Annotated in this window: 22 protein-coding genes and 1 pseudogene; 13 read left to right on the forward strand and 10 right to left on the reverse strand. The window is 60.4% G+C overall.

The window, feature by feature from the left end; translation table 11 throughout:
• The 8 genes and pseudogenes from BMW76_RS31215 to BMW76_RS31250 all read left to right on the forward strand — a co-directional run.
• Positions 1-474, forward strand: a pseudogene (locus BMW76_RS31215) (IS21 family transposase); the annotation flags it as partial.
• A complete protein-coding gene (gene istB, locus BMW76_RS31220; RefSeq protein ID WP_016347309.1) occupies positions 471-1322 on the forward strand; it encodes an IS21-like element helper ATPase IstB in 852 nt (283 codons plus the stop codon). The pseudogene BMW76_RS31215 and the gene istB, both read left to right, overlap by 4 nt.
• Before the next feature lie 676 nt (positions 1323-1998).
• Positions 1999-2235 (forward strand): type II toxin-antitoxin system VapB family antitoxin, encoded by a 237-nt coding sequence (gene vapB / locus BMW76_RS31225; RefSeq protein WP_090872269.1) that lies wholly within the window; start codon positions 1999-2001, stop codon positions 2233-2235.
• Entirely contained in the window at positions 2235-2636 is a 402-nt protein-coding gene (locus BMW76_RS31230) for a type II toxin-antitoxin system VapC family toxin (protein ID WP_090872272.1), read from the forward strand. Before vapB ends, BMW76_RS31230 begins: the two co-directional genes overlap by 1 nt.
• Before the next feature lie 155 nt (positions 2637-2791).
• Complete coding sequence (locus BMW76_RS31235; protein WP_143062361.1) at positions 2792-3142, forward strand: hypothetical protein; 351 nt, start codon at positions 2792-2794, stop codon at positions 3140-3142.
• Positions 3143-3181: 39 nt separating this feature from the next.
• Positions 3182-3508, forward strand: coding sequence for a hypothetical protein (locus BMW76_RS31240; RefSeq protein ID WP_090872276.1), 327 nt, complete (start codon positions 3182-3184; stop codon positions 3506-3508).
• Between the two features lie 12 nt (positions 3509-3520).
• Complete coding sequence (locus BMW76_RS40600; RefSeq protein ID WP_143062362.1) at positions 3521-4024, forward strand: hypothetical protein; 504 nt, start codon at positions 3521-3523, stop codon at positions 4022-4024.
• A 554-nt stretch (positions 4025-4578) separates the two neighbouring features.
• On the forward strand, positions 4579-5388 hold the full coding sequence (locus BMW76_RS31250) for a prohibitin family protein (protein ID WP_177200550.1): 810 nt from the start codon (positions 4579-4581) through the stop codon (positions 5386-5388).
• Between the two features lie 688 nt (positions 5389-6076).
• Here the strand turns inward: BMW76_RS31250 and BMW76_RS31265 are convergent.
• The 5 genes from BMW76_RS31265 to BMW76_RS31285 all read right to left on the reverse strand — a co-directional run bounded on the left by BMW76_RS31265 (position 6077) and on the right by BMW76_RS31285 (position 11391).
• Positions 6077-6472, reverse strand: a complete 396-nt coding sequence (locus BMW76_RS31265; protein ID WP_090872286.1) for a hypothetical protein — start codon at positions 6470-6472, stop codon at positions 6077-6079.
• Positions 6473-6611: 139 nt separating this feature from the next.
• Positions 6612-7742, reverse strand: coding sequence for an amidohydrolase family protein (locus BMW76_RS31270; protein WP_090872287.1), 1131 nt, complete (start codon positions 7740-7742; stop codon positions 6612-6614).
• A 2-nt stretch (positions 7743-7744) separates the two neighbouring features.
• Positions 7745-9055, reverse strand: coding sequence for an MFS transporter (locus tag BMW76_RS31275; protein WP_090872289.1), 1311 nt, complete (start codon positions 9053-9055; stop codon positions 7745-7747).
• A gap of 81 nt (positions 9056-9136) precedes the next feature.
• Positions 9137-10411 carry a CaiB/BaiF CoA transferase family protein gene (locus BMW76_RS31280; RefSeq protein ID WP_090872291.1) on the reverse strand — a complete coding sequence of 425 codons (1275 nt, stop codon included), beginning with the start codon at positions 10409-10411 and terminating at the stop codon, positions 9137-9139.
• A complete protein-coding gene (locus BMW76_RS31285; protein WP_090872292.1) occupies positions 10408-11391 on the reverse strand; it encodes a hydroxymethylglutaryl-CoA lyase in 984 nt (327 codons plus the stop codon). The genes BMW76_RS31280 and BMW76_RS31285 overlap by 4 nt, the downstream gene beginning before the upstream one ends.
• A 167-nt stretch (positions 11392-11558) precedes the next feature.
• Between BMW76_RS31285 and BMW76_RS31290 the strand changes: the two genes are divergently transcribed.
• Positions 11559-12365, forward strand: a complete 807-nt coding sequence (locus tag BMW76_RS31290) for an IclR family transcriptional regulator (RefSeq protein ID WP_407669050.1) — start codon at positions 11559-11561, stop codon at positions 12363-12365.
• A 385-nt stretch (positions 12366-12750) separates the two neighbouring features.
• Here the strand turns inward: BMW76_RS31290 and BMW76_RS31295 are convergent, their stop codons facing one another.
• On the reverse strand, positions 12751-13689 hold the full coding sequence (locus BMW76_RS31295; RefSeq protein WP_090872294.1) for a LysR substrate-binding domain-containing protein: 939 nt from the start codon (positions 13687-13689) through the stop codon (positions 12751-12753).
• Positions 13690-13829: 140 nt separating this feature from the next.
• On the opposite strand from BMW76_RS31295, the gene BMW76_RS31300 reads away from it, so the two are divergent.
• From BMW76_RS31300 to BMW76_RS31315, 4 genes are all read left to right on the forward strand, one after another.
• Complete coding sequence (locus BMW76_RS31300; protein ID WP_090872296.1) at positions 13830-14954, forward strand: NAD(P)/FAD-dependent oxidoreductase; 1125 nt, start codon at positions 13830-13832, stop codon at positions 14952-14954.
• The gene (locus tag BMW76_RS31305) at positions 14947-15240 is read left to right on the forward strand and encodes a (2Fe-2S)-binding protein (RefSeq protein ID WP_090872299.1); all 294 of its coding nucleotides are present in this window, start codon (positions 14947-14949) and stop codon (positions 15238-15240) included. Before BMW76_RS31300 ends, BMW76_RS31305 begins: the two co-directional genes overlap by 8 nt.
• Positions 15237-16721 (forward strand): FAD/NAD(P)-dependent oxidoreductase, encoded by a 1485-nt coding sequence (locus BMW76_RS31310; protein ID WP_090872301.1) that lies wholly within the window; start codon positions 15237-15239, stop codon positions 16719-16721. The genes BMW76_RS31305 and BMW76_RS31310 overlap by 4 nt, the downstream gene beginning before the upstream one ends.
• A 93-nt stretch (positions 16722-16814) precedes the next feature.
• Positions 16815-17639: an ABC transporter substrate-binding protein gene (locus BMW76_RS31315; protein WP_090872302.1), complete on the forward strand. Its 825-nt coding sequence runs from the start codon at positions 16815-16817 to the stop codon at positions 17637-17639.
• A 367-nt stretch (positions 17640-18006) separates the two neighbouring features.
• Here BMW76_RS31315 and BMW76_RS31320 read toward each other — a convergent pair whose 3' ends face one another.
• The 4 genes from BMW76_RS31320 to BMW76_RS31335 all read right to left on the reverse strand — a co-directional run bounded on the left by BMW76_RS31320 (position 18007) and on the right by BMW76_RS31335 (position 20664).
• Positions 18007-18324 carry a hypothetical protein gene (locus BMW76_RS31320; protein WP_143062363.1) on the reverse strand — a complete coding sequence of 106 codons (318 nt, stop codon included), beginning with the start codon at positions 18322-18324 and terminating at the stop codon, positions 18007-18009.
• Positions 18325-18514: 190 nt separating this feature from the next.
• The gene (locus BMW76_RS31325; RefSeq protein WP_090872306.1) at positions 18515-19072 is read right to left on the reverse strand and encodes a hypothetical protein; all 558 of its coding nucleotides are present in this window, start codon (positions 19070-19072) and stop codon (positions 18515-18517) included.
• Positions 19050-19778, reverse strand: coding sequence for a hypothetical protein (locus tag BMW76_RS31330; protein ID WP_090872308.1), 729 nt, complete (start codon positions 19776-19778; stop codon positions 19050-19052). The genes BMW76_RS31325 and BMW76_RS31330 overlap by 23 nt, the downstream gene beginning before the upstream one ends.
• Before the next feature lie 385 nt (positions 19779-20163).
• Positions 20164-20664, reverse strand: a complete 501-nt coding sequence (locus BMW76_RS31335) for a site-specific integrase (RefSeq protein ID WP_245763449.1) — start codon at positions 20662-20664, stop codon at positions 20164-20166.
• Positions 20665-21015 lie beyond the last annotated feature (351 nt).

Raw genomic sequence — 21015 nt, forward strand, 5'->3', positions numbered from 1 at the left:
CTGTACGACGACCGGCTGGAGCTGTTTCTGGGCAGTACGGCCCTGATGACACTGCAGCGCGGCCGTGCGGGTCCCAAGGGCAAGCACGGCCACGTCATCAACTACCGGCACGTCATCCACGCGCTGCGCCGCAAGCCCATGGCACTGCTCAACCTGGTCTACCGCGATCAGATCTTTCCACGCGAGGCCTTTCGCCTGAGCTTCGATCGCCTGCTCGAGCAGCTCCCGGAGCGTCAGGCATGCAGGACCATGGTTGAACTGCTCAGCCTGGCCCACGAGCACAACTGCGAAGCGCAACTGGCCCAGGCGCTGCAGCAGTGCCTGGACGATGGACAGTTACCCGACCTGGACGCACTGTGCTCGCGTTTCGAAGCGAAGCGCACGAACAGCATGCCGGAGGTGAACGTCCAGCTAGCACCGCTGAGCGACTACGAAGCCCTGCTTGACGACATGACAAGGGAGGTGACGGCATGAGTCTCGACATCGACGCCACCCGCCTGTCGCTGCTGCTCAACGATTTGCGGCTGCCCGCCATCAAGCAGATCTGGTCCAGCTTTGCTGAACGCTCCGACACGGAAGGCTGGCCGGCAGCGCGTCTGCTGATGGCGCTGGCCGAACACGAGATCGCCGAGCGCGATCGACGCCGGGTCGAACGTCACCTCAGGGACGCAAAGCTGCTGCCGGGCAAGACACTGGAGAACTTCGATTTCGACGCGGTGCCAATGGTGTCGCGCGCGCACGTCTCGGCGCTTTGCGCTGGCGATGGCTGGTTGCGTAACGGCACCAACCTGATTCTTCTGGGGCCGAGCGGAGGGGGCAAATCGCACTTGTCGTCGGCCATCGGACTGAGCCTGCTGGAGAAGGGCTGGAAGGTCCTTTTCGCTCGCACTACCGACCTCGTGCAACGGTTGCAGGTCGCGCGCCGCGAGCTCGCGCTGGAGTCCGCAATCAACCGGCTGGATCGCTTCGATCTGGTCATCCTGGACGATTTCGCATATGTCAGCAAGGATCAGGCAGAGACGTCGGTGCTGTTCGAGCTCATCAGCGCCAGGTATGAGCGCCGTTCCCTTTGCATAACGGCCAACCAGCCGTTTGGCGAATGGGACAAGGTTTTCCCCGACCGGGCCATGACGGTGGCCGCCGTCGACCGGCTGGTCCATCACTCGACCATCTTTGAGCTGAACGTCGAAAGCTACCGTCGCCGTACTGCCCTGCAGCGCAAGCAGCAGGGACCGGGACGCCCGGCCAGTAGAGCGACACCAAAGAACGTTGGCGTGCCACCGACACAGGAGGATCAGCACGGCATCGACCTCACCGAATGACCCGCTGTTCTCATCCTGATTGACGCGCGGCTCGCACGCAAAGCTAGCCGGCGTCAATCAACCCGGCATCACCTTCCACGCCACCACATTCTCATCCTGATTGTCGCGCAGCCAGAATACCTGCGGCGTCACCATTACACAGCAATCCTCAACGACTGGTGGCTTCACCTTGATTGTCGCGCGACACCCACTCGCCCGCGTCAATCAACGCCGCGCGTCAATCAATAAACGCTTGCCAGCGTCAATCAACATCGGCATCATCATTTCTGCCGCGACATTCTCAACTTGATTGTCGCGCGTCTCTCATCCGGATTGTCGCGCCACACCAGTCGGTTAACCGATCCGAGCCGCCGTGTACGGACCCGTACGCACGGTGGCGTGGGAGGGGTCGGGCCGCGAGGCCTACCCCTTCCCGATCACGGACTCGATGTTCAGGCGCGGCACCGCTCCGGGTTTTCCGAGGAAAGCCGACAATTCGGGGCTCGCGGACCGGCTTTTGCGCTCGTGGAGGCAAACATCCTCGTAACAGTGGCCCAAGGCGCGCTTGTTCCGAGGCATGACCGCGCACGATCCGCTCAAGCCGTGGAGTGTAGTCGCTGCCCATGTGCATACGCGTATTTACATGGAGCGAGAGATAGTCTATAGTACATCCACCGTACACACAGCAGGAACCGCTATGCATACCACCCGCGTTTTCAAGAATGGCAACTCGCAAGCCGTTCGCATTCCGGCCGATCTTGCTTACGACCGGAGCGATGTCGAGGTCGAAATTGAGCGCGTAGGCGATGAGATCCGAATCCGTCCGGCGCGTCGTCCGCTGGCGGGAGTGCTCAAGAAGTTCGCGAAATTCGGGCCGGATTTCATGGCTGAAGGGCGCGGCGAGCAAGAGCAGGCTGAGCGCGAGGGATTGTGATGCCGCGCTTTATGCTCGACACGAACATGTGCATCTACCTGATGAAGAATCAGCCTGAAGAAGTCGCGAAGCGATTTGCGCAGTGCTACGTCGGGGATGTGGTTATGTCCGCAGTCACCTACGCTGAACTTGAATACGGCGTCGTAGTGTCTGCGAACCGAACTCGCGAGCGCCGCAATCTCGCCGCCCTAATCGAGGATATTCCTGTGGCCGCGTTCGACGCTGCCGCAGCAACGGCCTACGGGCCTGTGCGCGAAGCGACGCGCGAGCGCAAGAAGGATGCTCTTGACAAGCTGATCGCCGCACACGCGATTGCGCTGGACGTTATTCTCGTTACCAACAACGAGCGCGACTTTGCCAGCTATCCCGGTATCAGGCTCGAAAACTGGCTCAACAAGTAGGGAAAACAGGAAACGGGCTGCGCGAATGCCGACGGCGACGGATACACAGTTAACGGCGATCTTTGGACGGAATCGGCTGATCAACGATCTCTTGCGGAGCGGTGTTGAGGTCGCCACGCCGGTCCGCGATTGGGGGTGTCGACCTGATTGCGTACGTGGACATCGACGAGCAGATTGGGAAGTTCACATCCGTTCCGATACAGATCAAAGCGGCGACGCAGCGCTCGTTCTCGATCGACCGGAAGTATGCCAAATTCCCCGACCTCCCTTTGGCGTACATGTGGGGTGTCGGGCAACCGGAGACGGCTATCATCTACGCGCTGACCTACCGGGAGTCACTGGGCGTTGGCCAGTCGATGGGCTGGCTTCAAACCGACTCGTGGCCTGAAGGCAGCCGATATACGAGCACCGCGCCGAGTGAGAGGCTCGTAGACCGACTGGCACGATATGAAGTTCAGCCGGGAACATGGAAGGGCCGAATTGCCTCTGCTCTGCGCCGCGAGTAATACCGGGGACAACGAGGAATACGGAATCAGGGGAATTTGATGGGGCAAGCAAAGCAGCGTGGCACGAAGGAACAGCGGATCGCACAAGCGAAGGCAAAGACTGATGCGTTGCGCCCGGAGAAGCTGGTGTGTGGTGCTTGCAAAACGGCATTCACCGACTTTGATGCTATGGACACGCGAAACATGCGGAGCATTGGTGCTGCATTTGGCGGCATCTGCCCGTCATGCAGTGAAACCGTGCTCGCATTCAGTGGCGAAAAGGATGCCGTTGCAGACGCGATGATCGCCTGGCAGGATGCGATGGGGAGTGAGGGCAAGCTCGGAATGCAGTCGCGCGCCGGCCAGCACATTCCCTTCGAAGGGTAGGAAAGCATGCACATGCGCGAACATCTCCAGGCGGTCGCGAATGAATACAACGATGCGATCGATAAGGGCAAGATTCGAGAGCTTCGCAAGGTGGCCGAGCGAGCCATGACATTGTGTGGCAAGCGATCAAAGAGATTGAGTCCGCGCCTGTCACTGACCCGCAACTACACGATGTCGCGACGAGTTTGTTCATGGACACTCGCTGGGACCAACGAACCACGAAGTTTGTATAGGAAAGCGCCGGAGGTAGGAATGGCGAGTCACCTGCTCTCTCAGTTCCCGCAGGACGAGCAAGACGACTTTTCGGCCGTATGCCAGAAGTACGGCCGCGCCGTCAGCGAATTCGAAGCGGTCGACGAGGCCCAATATCCGGGCGGGGGCCGAGTCGGGCCGATTGGCCGGCAAATGACCGTGGCGCTGCGCGGAAAGTCATCCGTGGCTCTATACGACGGCGGCCGCGGAAGTGCCTGGATCGCCGACTTCGAGAACGACCTGGAGTCGGGATCGTTCGATTGAGCAAATAGACCGGAAAACGGGGAGAACGCCGTCAAATGGGTCATTACATTCAGATCGGGCCGGACGTCCTGCTCGCTGCCGAGATACTGAGCCCGGCATGGGGCCGCGAGTATCGACAGAACCGTACGGTTGCGCCAGCTGGTCGAGTCGAACCGTCGTCCTGGAGGGTGGCCAGCGCGGACTCCGAGCGGCGAGCGCGTTCCGTGCGAGGCCAATTCCGGCCAGATAAAGGTGCTATAGAGGAAAAGAGAACTGGAACGCAAGTGCCGCTCGCCGAACGTTTGCTGTACGCCTCCCCGTGACGGCCTGTCGTTAAAGCTGATTCAGGAGTTGATTGGAGTTTTCAGCTTGTCTGCCGTTAACAGATTGATAGAGGCTGATCCGGTTCGGCCGGCGTTCTCTGTCAGCAGGGTGATCTAATGACACGAAATCGGGGACATTGCTAGCCAGTTTGCACAACAGCGCGGGGATCAGCGTGAGCGCAATAAAACGTGTCTGTTGCTGAACAACGTTTCCAATAATTCAGAATAGAGAAAACAACAATGAGCGTACAGGTGAATCTGCCAGCCAGGCCTCGCGCTTTCGGTCTCGCTGTGATCGTTCTTCTTGTTTTCGCGCTGATTGCCGGCGGTTTTGTGACTGTCGGCCCCGGGCAAAGGGGCGTGCTTATGACATGGGGCGCCGTCGAACCGGGTGTACTTGACCCGGGCCTCCATTTGAAGGTCCCGTTCGCGCAGTCGGTCGCCAAAATGGACGTTCAGGTGCAAAACTCCCAGGATGCGGAGACGGCGGCGAGCCTTGATCTGCAGGATGTGACCACGACGGTGGCGACGAACTGGCACATCCTGCCGGCCGACGCAGAGTGGGTCTATCAGCGCATTGGCAACGAATCCGCTCTAGTCCTCAAGATCATTAAGCCGGCGATCAGCAACTCCGTGAAAGCAGTGACCGCCCACTACAATGCGGAGGATTTGATCACTCACCGCGATCAGGTGCGTGGACAAATCGAGGCGCAAATCACCGCCGAACTCAAACCATATCGGCTGATGGTGGATTCTGTGAACATCACTGACTTTCACTTCAGCACGCAGTTCTCACAGGCGATCGAGCAGAAACAGGTAGCCCAGCAGCGTGCACAGCAGGCGCAATACGAGTTGCAGAAAGCCAGGGTCCTTGCTGATCAGAAGATAGTCGAGGCAAACGCGCAGGCCGAAGCGCAAAAACTACTCCAACAGACGATCACGCCCGAGATCATTCAGCAGCAAGCAGTAGCAAAGTGGGATGGCCACTTGCCGGAAGTACTGGGGAGTAGCGGAGTCCTGCCAATGCTCGGAAATATTGGCATAACTAAGGTAGATCGATAGGAAAACGGGAAAGGGCCACTGATGGTATGAGCGATCTACGCTAGGGCAGCGTGCGGCGCGATTGTGGCAGTTACCAACTAACGAGCGGCAACAAGACGGAAAACGGGAAAGGTTGAGCATGAGCACGCACGCAAACGCCGAGGCGCTTTTGGCGTGGCTTCGCGATCGCGAAAGCGCGACGGTAGAGGAGATTGCCGCGTCCGGTCTAATGAAGTCGCGCACCGCTTCTGATGCGATCCGGTATGCCGTTCGGAGCGGTGCGCTTGAGCGCGTCGCCCGGGCAGGCGCGAGCGCCAAAGAGCGGATGCGGTATCGCGCGACCGGCGTTGCGTTGCCGGCGCCTAGAATGCATGTCGCGCTTCCTTCGTTCGATGGTCTCCTTGAAGCGTGGGGGATTGCGCGCGAGCCTGTAGCGCTGCCCGCGACGGAAGCACGCAGGCACCAGATTGCCGATCACGAGTAGAAAAAAGTCATGGCTAAGTTGACCACCGCATTTGCTCTACGAGCCGCGATTAACGTGCTTCGTGATTCTGCGGAATCACCCATGCCGTCAGGCGAGCCGCGAGACGAAGCCAGCGTGCAACTGCATTTCGCGCCGACTAAGCCGAAAACACGGACCCTTCCGGCAACTCCACGGCGCGTATCAGCCGTCTACCTGTGCTGCTTTTGCATTGTGAAATGCCTGTTTTCAGGCGCATTCACATTCGCTCACTGAACCCTCGCGATACCATCGTTCGCAGCAGCTACAGCCCTCCTGTTCAAACTGGTCGGTACTCGTGTCCTCATCATCCTCCGGCAGTTCCGGCACCGGGTTCGCTTCGTCATTCGACCACGCAGTCGGTATGGCATCGGTTTCGTCCAACCCGTACTCCTCCGGACACTCAATGATCGCGTCAATCTCGTCATTGACGAGGTCGCGCACGTATGCGTCCTCGTCCGGGCGAAACCGGCGCCATGCGCCGTCAACGAAATGGTGCAGTGTCACGACGGATTGTGTATCAACCTCAACGGCAATGCGGATTTTCAGAAACGGATCGCTGGCCCACGGCGACTCCCATCGACCAACTAGATACCTTCCAGTCATAATTCGCTTCCAGAACTCTGATCAAATCAGCTTACGGGACTCCTATGCGAGTCAAGCCCCGTCTCCTGAGTTTGACCGACCCAAGCCGCCCTTCGACGCCCGCGATGATTCGCCCAAAGCCCGATGGTTATCGATTGAGTTAGCTGAGATGGTACACCTTGGTCACGGTTCCTCGGAACAGCGCCTCCCGTTCCTGCGTACTCGCCTGCGCGGTTAAGCGCTTGAACGCATTCCAGCCGTTGCTATAGGGATACGAGCCCTTATCGACCGGAAAATTGCTTTCGAACATGCAGCGGTTCGCGCCGAACGTCTCGATGCAGGTATGCATCCACGGCTTCCATGTTGCCGCCAGCTCGATCGATGAAGGCGGAAGCTCTCCTTTTTCGAAGTCGAAGCCGTTGATCCGCATACCCAAGCCACCGACTTTCACATACACGTTGGGCAACTGCGCCAGCTCGCGCATCGAGCTCGACCATGCGTCGAACACTTCCTTGCGTTTGTCTGTGTAACTGGCGATGCGCACGATCCCGCCGCAATGATTGATGATGAACGGCGTGTCGGGATACGCCTTCGCCAGATCGAAGAGTTCGGGCAATTGCGGGAAGAAGAGCCACGCGTCGTAGGAGAGGCCGAGCGCCCCAAGTTGTGCGACGCCTGACCGATAGGTCGGGTCCAGCAGCAATCCCTGCGGCGCTGCCGACAAGGGATTCACGAGCGTCTGGTCTGCGTCCCACGTTACGAGATGCCGCACGCCGCGCAAGCGGCCAGCGCCCGCCTGAAGCTCGGCTTCGAGCACTTCTCGCACTGCCGTACCGCGACGCAGATCCGCGTAACCGACGATACCTTTCGCGACCTGCGGCCTGCCTTTCTGCAACGGTGCGGTGGCCCCGACCACATATTCGATTTCGCCGACCGGGCGCATCGGTTCGGAACCATCTTTTCGATAACGCGTCAGTGCCTGCATGTACACGGACGCGGTGATGTTGTGCCCGGATCTGGCGTCTTCGAGATATTCATCGAGCAGGTAAGTCCATCCCGTGCGCTCATAGAAATGATGATGCGCGTCAACGATCGGCATGCCCGGTTCGAGCGCGGATTCAGTGCCCGAGGCGAGCCACGCCGCGCGAACGGGAAGGTAATTGCTGGTCGTGCTCATGCTGCGGGTTTCCTCTTTTGCGAATCCTTGCCGCGCAGAGACGGCCGGGATCATGATCGATGCTGCCGCCGCGCCAAGGAGCCGGCGTCGCAAGGGCGAACGAAGCGGTACCATGTTCACTTCTTCTCCGTGTTGAAAGCGTAGAGCGAGAGGGTCAGCAGGGTCGTGATGAGCAGCACGAACGACAGACCGATCATTCCGGCCGTGAATGTACCGAAGCTGTCCTTGAGATAGCCCACGAGATACGGTCCCGCAAAGCCACCAAGCGCGCCAATCGAATTGATCAGCGCGAGGCCGCCGGCAGCGGCCTGCCCGGAGAGGAACCTGTTCGGCAACGTATAGAAAATCGTGCGGCCCGCAATCGTTCCGATGAGCGCCAGTGTGATGCCGGTCATGGCAGGCACCAGTTGATGGAAATGGGTCGATACGCCGAGCGCCACGGCTCCGATCAAAAGACCCGCGGCCAGGCTCGCGATGGGGCCGCCGCGCCGATCGACCCGCTTGGCCCACCACAGCAATGCGATGGTTGCAAAGAAATACGGCACCGCCGACATCCAGCCGGTCTGCGTCACGCTCATGCCGTGAGCCTTGAGCATCTGCGGCAGCCAGATGCCAATACCGTAGGAACCCATCGTGAAGCCGAACGAGATCATCGCAAGGATGTACGTGCGCACATCCTTCAACGCGGCGGCGAAATCCTTCTTTTTCTGTCTGGCTGCGCCCTCGCGGTCGAAGGCGCTCTGCAGCGCATGCCGCTCCTGCGGCGACAGCCACGTGGCATCGGCGGGCTTGTCCGCAAGCAGCTGCAGCACGAGGAAGCCGAGCAAGCACGCGGGCAAGCCCTCCACAATGAACATCCATTTCCAGCCAGCCAGCCCGAAGAAGCCGTCCATCTTGAGCAGCCACGTCGAAAGCGGACCGCCGACGAGTGACGAGATCGGCGTGGAGACGGTGAACCACGCGAGCACGCGAGTGCGATAGCTTGCCGGAAACCAGACTGCGAGGAAGAAGATCACGCCCGGGAAGAAACCCGCTTCGCCGATACCCAGCAGGAGCCGGAGCACGTAGAAACTGGTCGGTCCCACTGCAAGCGCCGTGGCCGCCGCGAAGAAGCCCCACGTGATCATGATGCGCGCCAGCCAGCGTCGCGCGCCGAATCGGTACAGCGCAAGGTTACTTGGAACCTCGCATACGCAGTAACCCGCGAACATGATGCCGGCACCCCAGCCGAACTGCGTCGCAGTCAACCCGAGGTCGTGGTTCATCGTCAGCGCGGCAAAGCCAACGCTTGTCCGATCCAGGTAATTGAAAAAGTACGCGAGCGCGAGAAGCGGGATAAAGCGCCACGCCGCTTTCTTAACCGCCTGTTGTTCCAGTGTGGAGTCGACGGACCTGTCGGCCGTCATTTCCGGTGATATCGATGTCATGTTCCGTCTCCTGTGGAATCACGGCCGAGCTGAACCATGCTGCACGTGCGCGGCAGTGATTCCTTGTGTGCTGCCAGGGTGTCAAGCGCTGGCGAGTTCGTTAGCCGACGGGCTCGCCGGATCGCCAGGCTGCTGGTCCCGACACCTGACGATGCCCGCTTCGGTCAGCTGTCTGAGGTCTTCCGGCGTGTAACCGAGTTGCATCAGAAGCGCTCGCGTATCCTGTCCGAGTGAAGGCGGCGCTGCGCGGAGTTGCAGCCGTTCCCCGCCAAGCGTCAGAGGCAGCAACGCGGTCTTCGTGGATACAGGTTGACCAGCACCACTAGCGTCGGAGGGCAATGTCACATCGGCAAGCCCCCCCGTTGCAAGCAGATGGGGATCGTCAAACATATCCTGGGGCTTGGTGATTGGCGCATATGGCAATCCGCAGCGTTCGAAGATCGCGCTGATCTCGGACGCCGTGAACGCTTCCATGTGCTTGCGAAGCTGCGGCAACAACCAGTCGCGTGCCTGCACCCGCTGATTGTTGGTCACGATGCGCTCGTCGGCCTTCAGCTCAGTCAGGCCGAACGCGTCACAGAAGATCGCCCATTGTGTGTCGGACACGACCGCCAGGAAGATCTGTTCGCCGTTCCTGACTGAAAACACGTCATAGACCGCCCATGCGGAGATCCGGCTGGGCATCGGTGCAGCAGCTTTTCCGGTCACGGCGAACTGCATCATGTGCTGTGCGACAAGGAACACGTTGTTCTCGAAAAGCGCGCTTTGTACCTCCTGACCGTGCCCGGTGCGCTCACGTTGCGCAAGCGCCGCCATCGCGCCGATCGCGCCGAACATGCCGCCCATGATGTCGTTGACGCTCGTGCCAGCCCGCAGCGGACGCCCTTCCGGTCCCGTCATGTAGGCGAGGCCGCCCATCATCTGAGCAACTTCGTCCAACGCGGTCCGATGGTCGTACGGACCGGGCAGGAATCCTTTGTGCGACACGTAGATGAGACGCGGATTGAGCCTGGAAAGCGCCCCATATCCCAGGCCCAGTTTATCCATCGTGCCGCTTTTAAAGTTTTCGCTGAAGACGTCTGCACCGGCAAGCAGCTTGTGCACGACGTCGAGCCCGCGCGCATCCTTCACATCGACGGCGATACTCTTCTTGTTCCTGTTGAAGGTACTGAAAAAGCCAGCTCCGGACCCGCGAAGAGCGCGCGTGCTGTCGCCAGCAATCGGTTCAACCTTGATCACCTCCGCGCCCAGATCAGCCAGGACCATGCCGCATGTTGGTCCCATTACCATGTGCGTCATCTCGACAACACGCACGCCGCTGTACGGCAGAGCTTGGTTCGCTTGCTCTTGGCTCATTGCGCAACTCCCAACAGACAGCCTTCCGGTTGCGGTGCGCTCGGTACGCGCCCATCTGAATACCTGAATCCCTTGGGCAGTCCGGCATCCTGCACATGCCCGTACAAGGCTTCGTCCGGCAGCGCTTCAGCCAGAATCGCACGTGCAGCGCCCAGTTTGTCGATGTCCACGCCCGTCTCATAGCCCATGGCTTCCAGCAGGAAAGCAAGGTCCTCCGTGACGATGTTTCCAGTAGCGCCTGGGGCATACGGACAGCCGCCAAGACCAGCCTGACTGGAATCGATCGTTGTGACGCCCACGTCAAGCGCGGCGATCACATTGGCGAGTCCCTGACCGCGTGTGTTATGAAAGTGCGCCCCGCCGGCCTTGTCCCTGAGTTCCGATTGCAGTCGACGGAACAGGCGACGAACCTGCGCAGGGTTGGCGCACCCGCTGGTATCGGACAGGCCAATCTCGTCCACGCCGGACTCGGCCATCGCAAGACACATACGCATCGTTTCGTCATCGGTGACCGTGCCGGTGATCGTGCAGCCAAATGCGACGGACACGCCCGCTTCGATCTGTACGCCGGGAAACTGCTCGTTGCGCAACGCGACGATGTCGCGAACCTCTTCAATCATCTGCGCCGTCGTCTTGCGGATATTGGCCATCGAGTGCTCGTTGGTCACCGAGACGGGCAGCGTTACTTTGTGCACACCGGCTTCGAACGCGCCGCGCGAACCATGCAAATTCGGCGCGAGGACCGCCACATGAAGGCCAGGAATCGACAGCGCATGAGCCACGACCTCACGGATGTCGGCCATTTGCGGCAGTAACTTCGGGGGCACGAACGAGCCCACCTCAATTTCCTTCAACCCAGCGGCGGCCAGCGCGGAAATCCATCGCAGCTTGGCCGCCGTCGGCATGATGCTCTTGATGCTTTGCAGGCCGTCGCGCGGCCCAACCTCGCTGATCAACACCCTGGGATTGGACGTAATCACAATCTGCTCCTGTGTTCTATCTAATAGATCGATGTTCTGCTGGAAAGAACTATATGCGCGCAATAAATCTCGGATAAGGCGGGTAAACCCGGAAACTTGGAGAGATAGATCTTGAGTTCCATCAGGCGGAACTGTAGAGTGTGAGCACAAACTTCGAGGGGGAAAACGTGCCTATCAATGCACTCTCGCCGACGGAGCCGACGATCGACACGTCAGAAAGGTCGAGCGGCGTCGCGGTCCTGGATCGAGCATTCGCGATTCTCAACGCCTTTGGACCGGTTGATGAACGGCTCACGCTAACGGAACTCTCGCGCCGCACCGGCTTGTACAAGAGCACGGTTTTGCGACTGCTCGGTGCTTTGGAGCACGGCGGATACATACGGAAGCTGAATGACGGGCAGTACGCCATCGGCCATCAACCGCTGCGCCTCGCAACGCTTTATCAACGGTCCTTTCAAATCGGCCCGGTTGTCGAACCCATCCTTCAGCAACTGAGTCGAGACATGGGCGAGACGGCATCTTTCTATGTGCGGCAGGGTGACCAACGTTTAGTGCTCTACCGCGTGGAGCCGTCAAGGAGCGTGAGGGTCGCGATACGTGTTGGCGAGGAATTCCCTATCGACAAGGGCGCATCCGGCAAAATACTGCTCGCGTTCACTGAATCTTTGGACCCCCGCGGGAATGACGTGCGCGCGCAACTCTGGGCGGTGTCATACGGCGAACGCGATCCTGAGACAGTATCAGCATCGGTGCCGGTGTTCGATTCGAGTGGTCAACTCGTGGGCGCTCTGACTCTATCCGGGCCCAAGGGTAGATTCGATGCGCCAGACACTATTAACGTTGCGCTGAAGGCGTTGCTTGACGGTGCGAAGCGCGCGACGGTCACCCTGGGTGGTATGGGTGAGAGATACGATGCGAGCATCGCCCACTTCACCGCCCCATCATCATCCGTAGATCGGGTGTCTGCGAAATAAAAGATCCGCGCTCATATCCGCCCCGGCGCACCGCTTCCCGCTTCACACTTCAGTTGTCGCAGACCCGCACCTGACGTCTAGCGAAGAGCAGCTTGAGAGTGGCCGGCGCGAGAAGGTTCTGCGATCTTTGCGAGAAGGCCCTATGCGATCAGGCGAGGCCCGCGTCAGTACAGCGCGCTTAACGCAGTGCTCGAGCGCAAACTGGTTGGCTAAACGGCAGAATCCGTCCTCGCCATCCATCAGGATGGCGATCTAAAACGCTCGCCCGAGGCTCCCTTTCGTTGGAGTGGACGTAATGCGACGGCACGCCTAAGCTCGAGCGAAGGACTATGGAGGGAGGGCGGATCGACTGGTTACTCAAACATCCTGCGCCCCGGTGTGGCTTCTAATTCCTTGTAATGACAGGCGACGGTGACTGATCCGCGCGCACGAGTCGCGTCAATGATTCGCGGGCTCGTGCGCAGAACAGCTCGGCGATGCCTGGCAGCGGCAGCGTCGACGCGCGCACGACGTATAGCTGGTCGCGAATCTCGGGCTCGAAAGGCCGCACGGCGACACGGTTTTTGGCGTACGCCGCCGTCACCGGATCGATCAGCGCGACACCTGCCCCGTTGGCGACCGGCGCGACGATGGTCTGCGACAACTGTGCCTCGACGCTCATCTGACGCTGGACGTTCTGCTCGACGAATACGCGGTCGATGGCCGTGCGCGCGTCGAACGAGCGCGGGAAGGAGATAAACGATTCGCCCTCCAGGTCGGCCGCCTTGATCACGCGCTTTCTTGCCAGCCTGTGCGTGAGCGGCAGAATGCAGCGCATCGACGCATCCGTCAGCCGTTCTGGCCTCACGGACGGATGCGGAATCGCTTCTGCGATGAACCCGACGTCGCATCGGCCCGACGCCACCATGTCCACTACGGTGCTCGCGCTATGCGTGAGCAACGTCACGTCGATGCCCGGATGCGCCTGCATGAACTGCGCGACGGCAGCGGGCAGCAGTTCGAGCGCGATGGCGGGCGACCCGGCCACCCGCAGCGAGCCGCGCCGCATCGCGCGTATCTGCTGGGCCGCATGACCAATGCGGTCGAGACCGACGAATGCGCGTTCCACCTCCTCGTATAGCGCGCGCGCTTCCGCGGTCGGCACGAGCCGTCCCTGCTGACGCTCGAACAGCGTGAAGCCCACGCTGTCCTCGAAGTCAGCGATCAGGCGGCTCACCGCCGGCTGCGAGATATGCAGCGACTGCGCCGCGCGCGTTACCGTGTGCCGCTGGATGAGTGCGCGGAACGCTTCCACCTGTCGAATCGTAAGGTCGGCCGAAGTCATAACATTCACTTATAGACGAGCGAAAAAACGGCATTTGACGCGGCATTTTGCTTGTTGGATGCTACGTCCGACAGCATTTTTCCTGATACCGACGCAGTGGATCAACTCCATAACATTCGTTCCGCCAGCAGGGTGCGGACATGAAATCGAACACTTACGATGTCGTCGTTGCGGGCGGAGGTCTCGTCGGTATGGCGATCGCGTACGGTCTCGCGCGGCTGCACCTTCGCGTCGCCGTGTGCGACGGCGCGGACAACGCATACCGCGCCGCGCGCGGCAATTTCGGCCTCGTGTGGGTGCAGGGCAAGGGCGGACGCTGCCTGCCATACGCGCAGTGGTCGCTCGGCTCGTCGCAGCGCTGGTCGACCTTCGCCGCGCAGCTATCGCGCGAAACGGATGTCGACGTGGGCTTTAAGCGTCCGGGCGGCATCGAACTGTTCGAAACGCACGCGGAACTCGATAAGGGACACGCGCTGCTCGAATCGTTGCGAGAGCAGGACGCCGGGCTCGATTACGAAGTGCTCGATTCAAACGCGTTGCGCAAGCGCATTCCCGCGGCGTCGCCGGAACTCGCGGGCGCGCTCTATTCGCGCAACGACGGCCACGCAAGCCCGCTCTATACCCTGCGCGCCTTGCAGCAGGCGTTCGCGGTGAACGGCGGAGAGTACCGGCCGTGTGAGGAAGTACGCGAAGTGCTGCCGCGCTCGGGCAGTTTCGATGTCGTGACGGCGACGGGCACGCTCAACGCCGGACGCGTCGTGCTTGCGGCGGGACTCGGCAACGCGTGGCTCGCGCCGATGGTCGGCCTCGATGCGTCCATCTCGCCGTTGCGCGGACAGATCATGGTGACCGAGCGTCTCGCGCCGTTCCTCGATTATCCGACGCTGGTCGTGCGGCAGACGCGCGAAGGCTCGGTGATGCTCGGCGATTCCGCGGAAGACGTCGGTTTTGATGAGGGCACCACGCGCGGCGTGATGGCCGATATCGCGCGTCGTGCACAGACGGCATTTCCGATTCTCGCGCATGCGCGCGTCGTGCGGGCATGGGGCGCGCTGCGCATCATGACGCCGGACGGTTTGCCCGTCTATGAAGAATCCGCGTCGTATCCGGGCGCATTCGTCGCGATCTGCCATAGTGGCGTGACGCTCGCTGCCGCGCATGCCGAAACGCTCGCACCGTGGATCGCGGGCCGCGCGCGTCCGCGGATCATCGAGCCGTTCGTCACGGCACGTTTCCAACCGCGACAGGAGCAAGCCCATGTTTGAGCTCTTGCCGCTGGCATCGGCGGCGACCGTCGGCATCGAAATCGACGGCGATCTGCTGCGCGTTCCTCCGCATTTCACCGTCGCTGCCGCACTGCTCGCGAACGGAAAGGCGGCGTGCCGCACATCAGCCGTGAGCGGCGCGCCGCGTGGGCCGTTCTGCATGATGGGCGTCTGCTTCGATTGCCTCGTCGAAATCGACGGCGTGCCGAATGTGCAGGCCTGCATGACGCGTGTCGCCGAACGCATGCGCGTGCGATCGATGCAAGGCAAGTCGAGGCTCGCATGACGGATACACGATGCGATCTGCTGATCGTCGGCGCCGGGCCGGCAGGGATGGCGGCGGCTTGTGAGGCGCGCGAGCGCGGTCTCTCGGTAATCGTCGCCGATGAGGGTCACGCACCCGGTGGCCAGATCTACCGCGATGTGAGCACATCGCCGCTGCGCAGCATCGCGGCGCTCGGCAAGGACTACGCGGCGGGGCGTCCGCTGATCGAGCACTTCTTCGCGTGCGGCGCGCAGTATTTGCCGCACACGCTCGTCTGGCAGATCGGCCGTGAGGAGCGCACGGGCGCGACGGAAGCCGTGGCGATGCTCACGCGCGGCAATGCGGCCGATGCCGGCAACGCGCACGGACTCGATCACGCGAGCGGCACGCTGGCCGTGCATGCGCGCGCCGTCCTGCTCGCGACGGGCGCGCAGGAACGTCCGTGGCCGATTCGCGGCTGGACGTTGCCGGGTGTGATGGGCGTCGGCGCGGCGCAGACCGCGCTCAAGTCGGCGGGACTCGTGCCGTGCGCGCAGACCGTGCTGGTCGGCAGCGGGCCCTTGCTGTGGCTGTTCGGTTCGCAGTTGCTCGAAGCCGGCCGCAGGATCGCGGCGATCGTCGATACGACGCCGCCGGATGCGCATACGAAAGCGCTGCGTCATCTGCCGCGCGCGCTCAGGGCCGCCGACTATCTGCTCAAGGGCTGGCGCATGATGCGCGCCGTGCGCCGCGCGGGCATCGCGATTCACCATCATGCGCTCGACGTCGAAATCATCGGCGACACGCGGGCGGGCGCCGTTCGCTTTGTCGACGGCGCTGGCAACGCGCGGCAGATCGAAGCATCGCTGATGCTGCTGCATCAGGGCGTGATCCCGTCGACGAATCTTGCGCGCGCAACGGGATGCGCGCACGAATGGGACGCGCGCACGGCCTGCTGGCATCCGCAAACGGATGCATGGGGGCGCAGCAGCGTCGCCGATGTGTGGATTGCCGGCGATGGCGCGGGCATCGGCGGCGCGCAGGCGGCGGCGTTTGCCGGCACACTCGCGGCGCTCGACGTCGCCGCGCAGCTCGGCGCACTCGACACGCTAACGCGTGACCGCGCGAGCCGCGCACCGCGTGCCGCACTGAACCATCATCTCGCCGTTCGGCCGTTGCTGGATGCGCTGTATACGCCGCCGCCCGCATCGCGCTTGCCCACCGACGAAGTCATCGTATGCCGTTGCGAAGAAGTGACGGCGGGCGAGATACGTCGCATTGCCGCGCGAGGCTGCACGGGACCGAACCAGATGAAGGCATTCTCGCGTTGCGGGATGGGTCCGTGCCAGGGCCGCTTGTGCGGCACCACGGTCGGCGAACTGATCGCGCACGCGCAGGCGAGAGACCCCGCCGATGTCGGCTACTACCGGATTCGCGCGCCGGTCAAACCAGTCACGATTGCGCAACTCGCGCAGGCCATGCCCGTCGATACCGATGTCGCGCGCGGCGAGTTTCCCAGTTGAAACGCTGCATGGCTCGCGCGCCCAAACGCTTCGCTTTTTCTTGACGTTGGACCCTTGACCCTTGACCCTTGACCTTTAGCGAGGAGTGCTTTGATGAAACGTAGCTTGAAAGTGATGGTGGCAGCGGTATCGATGGCGCTCGCGTGTGCGGCGTCGGCGAAAGAGTGGCAGACGATACGCGTGGGCATCGATCCGACCTATCCGCCGTTCGAATCGCTGTCGACGAGCGGGGCGGTGGTCGGCTTCGACGTCGATCTCGGCAACGCGCTGTGCGCGAAGCTGAAGGCGAAATGCGTGTGGGTGCAAAGCAGCTTCGATGGCCTGATTCCGGGCCTGCAGGCGCGCAAGTTCGATGTGATCCTGTCGTCGATGGCGGCGACGGCGAAGCGCCGCGAGCAGATCGACTTCACCGATCGTCTCTATCGTAACCAGACGCGCCTGATCGCGCGCGAAGGCTCGGGTCTGCTGCCCGATGCCGCGAAGCTCGCGCACAGGCGTGTCGCCGTTCAGCAGGGCACGGTGCAGGAAACCTATGCGCGCGAGAAGTGGGCGGGCGCCGGTGTCGAGGTGGTGCCGTATCAGAACTACGACCAGGCCTACGCAGACCTCGGCACGGGGCGCGTCGATGCCGTGCTGATGGACGCGGTGCAAGGCAAACTCGGTTTTCTCGATACGCCAGCCGGCAAACGCTTCGCGTTCGCGGGCAATGTTGTTTACGATCCGACGATCATGGGCGACGGTGATGCCGCCGGCGTGCGCAAGTCCGACAGCGATTTGCGCGATGCGTTGAACGTCGCGATTGCTGAAATGCTGCGCGATGGAACGTACAACAAGATCGAATCGAAGTACTTCCCGTTCGATATGTATGGCAAAAGCGCTCGAAACCGGGGTGCCGGGGGCCCGCGTGATTGGTCGTGATGCGACATGGGCACATGCGTTATGGGCGAACGGCCTTTCACGCGGCTACGTGTGCGGAGGCTCGCGGATAGGCCGAATCAGGTTGCATCTGCCAGGCGCGAGACGGACCTTGTTTCTCATGCCGCCGCTATGCGCCTTATGAAGTGCAGAGACCGGCTAGCCGCTGCAGTTCGGTCTTTCAGGAAAAGCCGCCGTGCAAATGATTGCTTCACCTTGGAACCTGCCAGAAAACCAATTCACACAAGTCGGCCTTAGCGGTCGCTAGCATGACCATCTGCCAACGGCAGCTATAGTCAGCATTGCCGACGTCGGAGCCGGCGACTAGCTCGAACGTGGGAGCCGCATCTTCACGACACACAAATTTTAGCTATTGCCCGTTTCGAGTTGCGCGGTCGCCTTCGACGTTAACATCGTTACGGCATTCATAAGCTCCTTCCTTGGTATTGCCATACCAACGCTGCCCTTTAAAGTGATACACGCCTGTTTTGGTATTGACCCATACGACAGTATCTTTCGGGCAATGCTGCCTGGCTTCCTGCTCGTTTTGGAAATGCGGGACGGATTGTCCGTAGACCGCTTCCAGTGGCAGCAGAGATGACACCAATAGGAAAATGGCATAATAAGCAGATTTTGTTAGAATTCTCTTCACACGATCCCCTCTAATAATTTGCTTTGATGGAGGCATACGAACTCGCCCATCTGCCTACCGCGATCGTCATCGAGGACTTCTCGCCCTTTGCTGTAGCGGTGCTGCGCCATGATACCGAAAGCTGTCATCGACCGACCCGATCTCGATAAGCCAGAAAAAATCCAAGCCCGCATGCGATGTCGCAGCGTTGCATGAATCCCGATCTACCGTCTTGATAGCGGCTGGCTTACTTCTCCCAAAACGGAATATGATAGCCGTTTCCGTACTCTTGATTTCCAACGCGAATGCACGTCACCGTCTGTCCGCTCGGAAGTTTGCAGTTACTAATGGAAAGACGGCCACCGTGACTGCTTAAAATATCGACTGTGCGTTGAAGGTCGGCTCTTTGGTTTTCGAGGCGACTTATCGAATGCGCAGTGAGTTCGTACCAAAGCGCCATAGTCATCGCGGTAACGACCAGCGCGGGAACGAAGATAAACAAGCCCGCCTGCCTCGCAGCACGCCGAAATGCCCGCGCTGCCTCGTCAGCCTGAACATTCGCGTCCATAATACGTTTCGTAAGGATCTCAGCCGCAACGTCCACTGCTTCTCTAAGGTCTTTATTCACTGCCGCAGAAACACTGGCAGGCAGTTGCCTCCCTTGCTCAGCGAGGCCATTCGACACGCGGTTCATCGTCTTAATCGCGTCTCGCGTCAGCTTTTGGTCACGAAGCGCGGCCTCCAGCAATGTCGAAAGTACGTCATGGGCATATGCGACATCGTCAGAGGCTGAGTGATGGTCCATCTCGTCCAAGTTCCAAAGTTTTCGACAATCCTCTATGCTTCAATGCTCGGTTATGGTTTAGCTCCTTCGCATATCGCCTGACTCGTTCGAAGTATGCTTCTCGGACCAGCCGGTGGTCGAAAAGAAGGTCGCGTACATCTGACAACAAGACATAGCGAATTCCTTCGTCCTTGCTGTAGCTGACAACCAGCCCACCAGAGGCGCCCTGGAGTTCGCCATGCGAGTATGCAACCAGCTTCAGGTACTGCTTGTAGGCGGCATGCGTTTCGTCATCGATGGCCCTCATCACTGCGTCTCGACCGGACGATTCCGTGAACCGCTCCAACGTCGTAGTCGTCGCATCATCGTCGGCGAAGTCAAGATACGGAACCACCCGCGAGACCAGGTTTGCGACGCTCTCCGATGTCTCGATATACCAATGGATTTCGCGCGAAACTGATTGCATTCGGGAGTCGCCCTGCAGCGCGCGCGACAACTTCAATCGCTTCGTTTCTTCTTTTACTGACTCGTTTTGCTCACGTTTGAACTCAATCAAGCGAGTAATACCAGCGTTCTCAACCAGCACGTCACCCAGCGGGCGGTCCATCGGCGACTGTTGAAGCAAATTTATGCACATAGGTCGCACGTCTTTTCCGCTTAACTGTCCAACAGTCAAGCCCAAACTGTAAAGAAAATTGCCGATAACAATATTCTCGTATGGGTCCATCAATATCCTATATCCGTGTGGTTGCCGGAAGAGTCCGAGGCGTATTCAATCCGTTAACGGCTGCGCTTCAGATTTCTTTAGTTGTTGCAGCGAAGGGCGAACTGTAAGTTCGCGGGTGCGGAAAGTGGCCGTCCCGTTGCTCGATTTCGTTGTGGATGGCAACCGGCGTATTAGTGACATAAAACGCAGCTACGCCCGCCGTCGGTTATGGCCGAACCATACTCGACGGACGTCTGGGAATCCGATGCGCTCCAGTCATTCGCGTTGCGGCTTCGAAGGTCGGGCGATCGACAACAACCTGCCCGCTTCGCCCGAAATGAGTTGCGACAAAGGCGGTCGCACGAGCGCTTGCGCACATCCGATTGTGTGGCCAGCGTCGACCACACTAGAGTTCAGTCTGTTCTGAGATCTCCAGCGCGTCGTCGACTTCGATGCCAAGGTACCTGATCGTGCTTTCAAGTGTGCCGTAGACTGTCGGATCAAGTCCTGCTGCGCCCACCCATCGACCTATCATCCGGGCGTCCTGCAGGGTCGAAAGATGCGGGGAGGCCGACAGTCGACTCGGGCAGAGGTACTGCTCCGATCGTAGCGCGGCCTTGTCGAGCCACGCGCGGACTGCCGACCGGGTCGGCTCAGTCAACACAAATTGCACTGGACGCAGGTTCTTTCGCTCAACGACTTGCGCCCGCGCTGCGACCTGATTGACGTGGGTGACATCGCGAACTCGCAGCCTGACGCGGTCACAGCCACGTAGTTTGCGTTCGATTGCGAGGTTGAACAAGGCAAGGTCGCGGACAGCGAGAGCGTTCCGGAGGTGAATACGGATGGCACAAACGTCTTTGGGTCTGAGCGGCGGCTTCTGGCCGACCGGCTTGCTTTTTTCCACACTTCGCGGGACTGTTCGGTCTTCATGGCACACTCCCGCAAGAGAGATGGGAGTTCTATTGTGAAACTGCGCCCGCACCATTACTGTTCGCAATCGCGCCGATCATTGCCCGCCACCTCAGCGCATTCCCCATCATCCTCACTCAACGACTCATGCGCATCGAAACATGCCTAGATGAGTCGCAGAGGCACAGCCACCGCTTCGGAACAGCTATACGAGTCAGTTGGGTCGCCCAATCCAATCAATACTATCAGCCCAGAACGAACAATCAAACGGCTGCAAGATAGTGCGGCGCCAACGCTGCGACGCCTAATCCAACACGAATGTAAGTCGGCGTAAATTCTGCTACAG

This window comes from Paraburkholderia diazotrophica (genome assembly GCF_900108945.1).
Lineage (GTDB): Bacteria > Pseudomonadota > Gammaproteobacteria > Burkholderiales > Burkholderiaceae > Paraburkholderia > Paraburkholderia diazotrophica.